The organism is Sinomicrobium pectinilyticum (genome assembly GCF_003725735.1).
Classification (GTDB): domain Bacteria; phylum Bacteroidota; class Bacteroidia; order Flavobacteriales; family Flavobacteriaceae; genus Sinomicrobium; species Sinomicrobium pectinilyticum.
This window is the reverse complement of the sequence record NZ_RJTM01000063.1, coordinates 1-344: the sequence shown is the minus strand read 5'-3', so window position 1 is coordinate 344 and position 344 is coordinate 1. Positions and strand designations below refer to the sequence as shown.

The window sequence follows — 344 nt, the reverse complement described above, 5'->3', positions numbered from 1 at the left end:
TTTACACAAAAACAATTCACTTCATACCCCGTCTTCGCGGGAGCTGACGCGGCGATCTCGTAAGGCCGGCACCATACCCGCAATGACAGGTTCATACCTGCCACCGGACCGCCACGCTTCACTGCCAATGACGCATCGATTTTGGCCAGATATTTTACCATTGAAAGCTCTAAAACGGCCATGAACACAATCCCTTTGACACCGGAAGGGGTTCAGTTAGCCGCTAACCGAACTGCTTTTGCCGCTAAACGGGTTACGTTGACGGCTAAAGGGAATGGGTTAGCCGTTAAAGGGATTAAGTTAGCCGCTAACCAAACTGCTTTTACCGCTAAACGGATTAGTTA

Annotated in this window: 1 protein-coding gene; it reads right to left on the bottom strand. The window is 49.7% G+C overall.

What is annotated here, in order from left to right:
• Window positions 1-182, bottom strand: a 182-nt coding sequence (locus ED312_RS24110) for a hypothetical protein (RefSeq protein ID WP_206363236.1), incomplete at its 3' end; no start/stop codon positions are given.
• Between the last annotated feature and the right edge of the window lie 162 nt (window positions 183-344).